Source organism: Desulfovibrio sp. ZJ200, assembly GCF_011039095.1.
Taxonomy (GTDB): domain Bacteria; phylum Desulfobacterota; class Desulfovibrionia; order Desulfovibrionales; family Desulfovibrionaceae; genus Desulfovibrio.
On the sequence record NZ_JAAKEH010000102.1, the window covers coordinates 1 to 1891 of the forward strand.

At 54.1% G+C, this 1891-nt stretch carries 3 protein-coding genes; all 3 read left to right on the forward strand.

Features of this window, described 5'->3' with window-relative positions:
- Nucleotides 1-185 (forward strand): hypothetical protein (locus tag G7Y52_RS14765; RefSeq protein ID WP_206215347.1); only part of this gene is annotated, 185 nt, incomplete at its 5' end.
- Between the two features lie 12 nt (nucleotides 186-197).
- Nucleotides 198-1025, forward strand: coding sequence for a DUF5131 family protein (locus tag G7Y52_RS14770; protein WP_165073228.1), 828 nt, complete (start codon nucleotides 198-200; stop codon nucleotides 1023-1025).
- The gene (locus G7Y52_RS14775; protein ID WP_165073230.1) at nucleotides 1022-1777 is read left to right on the forward strand and encodes a phosphoadenosine phosphosulfate reductase family protein; all 756 of its coding nucleotides are present in this window, start codon (nucleotides 1022-1024) and stop codon (nucleotides 1775-1777) included. Before G7Y52_RS14770 ends, G7Y52_RS14775 begins: the two co-directional genes overlap by 4 nt.
- The last annotated feature ends 114 nt before the right edge of the window (nucleotides 1778-1891 follow it).

Sequence of the window (1891 nt, forward strand, 5' to 3'; positions counted from 1 at the left end):
TAAAAAAACACGAGGTAGATATGAGCGGAAATACAGCCGAGCCCAACTATGACATTGCTTGCACCGTCTGTGGGCAAAAGCCCACGGTGGACATTGTTGCCCTCAACGGCAGCATTGAACACACCGCGCTTTGCGGAGTGTGCTGCTTCGGGGAAGCGGACTGCGCCGACCCGGAAAATTGGTAAGGAGACGGTGAAATGAGTAATCCGATAGGATGGTGTGACATTACCATCAATCCAGTTGTGGGGTGTGCCCCGTGCAGCCCAGGCTGTGACCACTGCTATGCCGAGAAGTTCGCCGCAAGGCTGGCAAAGAATCCCCTGACCGCTGAAAAGTATCGCGGGATAGTGGATGCGCATGGGCGGTTGACGGGGAAGATAAGCGAGCCGGACTGGTCATGCTTTGAGAAGCTCCCGAAGGCTCCACGCCGGGTGTTCGTGGGCAGCATGACAGACATTTTTTTCGATGAACACGCCCCGCATCTGCCCACGCTGTTCGACATAATGGCTTCAATGCCGCAACACACGTTTCTCCTACTCACAAAGCGCCCCCTGAACATGCGGGCATGGATTGCAGCCAACGGCGGCAAAATATGGCCGAACATTTGGCTTGGCGTCACGGTGTGCGTCCAGTCCGAAGTGAGGTCAAAGCTGCTCCAACTCATGCAGACCCCGGCAGCACGGCGCTTCGTGAGCGTGGAGCCAATGTTGGAGGCGGTTGACCTTGATATTTGCGTCTTTGATAGACCCGCTGCCATCCGGCATCTCGTGAATGGGCCTGCCTGCCTGAATGAAGATCAGGCTGATTACATGGTTGACCCCCTCGTGGACTGGATCATCTGCGGGGCCGAATCCGGCCCCGGCGCGCGGCCCATGCGCCCCGATTGGGTGCGGAGCCTGCGCGACCAGTGCCAGAACACAGGCACCCCATTTTATTTCAAGGGCTGGGGCGGCACGAAAAAAGCCCCGGCCCTGCTGGACGGCAGGGAGTGGAGGGAGTTCCCCGCGCAGGAGGGGGAGAGATGAACGCGGCCCGTCAGTACGGATTGCCTGGCTTCGAGTTTGACGATTATGTCCAGGATGCCATTGCATTCCTGCGTCTGAATGAGCCGACAGAGGGTTATTTTGTGGGCTTCAGTGGCGGCAAAGACAGCATTGTTACCCTCGATCTGGTCACGCGGAGCGGGGTAAAATACGTTGCCGGATATAATTGCACGGGTATCGACTATCCTGAAATCCCCCGCTTTATTCGGCGTTATTATCCTGACGTGGCTTTCATTTTTCCCAAGGAAAGCTATTGGCGATTGCTACGCAAAAATGGGCCGCCCATGCGGACGGTCAGATGGTGTTGCAACCGCCTAAAAGAGGGACATAACCCATATAAAAAGTGTGTTTTTGGTATCAGAGCAGAAGAATCTTATAGGCGAGCAGCACGAGGGCGCATTGATACCTACAAAGGAAAAACTACATATAAACCGATTTTTCACTGGCCTGAATGGGCTGTATGGCAATATATCGAAGAAAACTCTTTCCTGTATCCGTCGTTGTATGATGAAGGATCAAGACGTATTGGCTGCCTAGGTTGCCCTTTTGCGTTGTGCGGAGCAAGTGAAGCAAAGTCAATACGTCGTAAGGAAGAGATGGAAAAGTTCAAAAACTGGTTCAGAATACACCGCAAAATTTCGCGGGAGTGGTTTGAGCGTACGCGGAAAGCACATCCTGGGAAGTACCCGATCCGCGATTTTGATACATTTTACCGTGCATACTGGTTGCATTGAGGAGGGAAAAGAAATGAACCAGACAGCTGTACCTGAGACCATACCGGAGGAAAACCTATGACCGACTCCGCGTGCTGGACGAAAGAACCGCCCACAAAGCGCGGCCTCGGCTGG

Bases quoted from the DNA above. Each gene is read 5' to 3' on its own strand.
- G7Y52_RS14775 (WP_165073230.1), top strand. From the start codon at position 1,022: ATGAACGCGGCCCGTCAGTACGGATTGCCTGGCTTCGAGTTTGACGAT.
- G7Y52_RS14770 (WP_165073228.1), top strand. From the start codon at position 198: ATGAGTAATCCGATAGGATGGTGTGACATTACCATCAATCCAGTTGTG.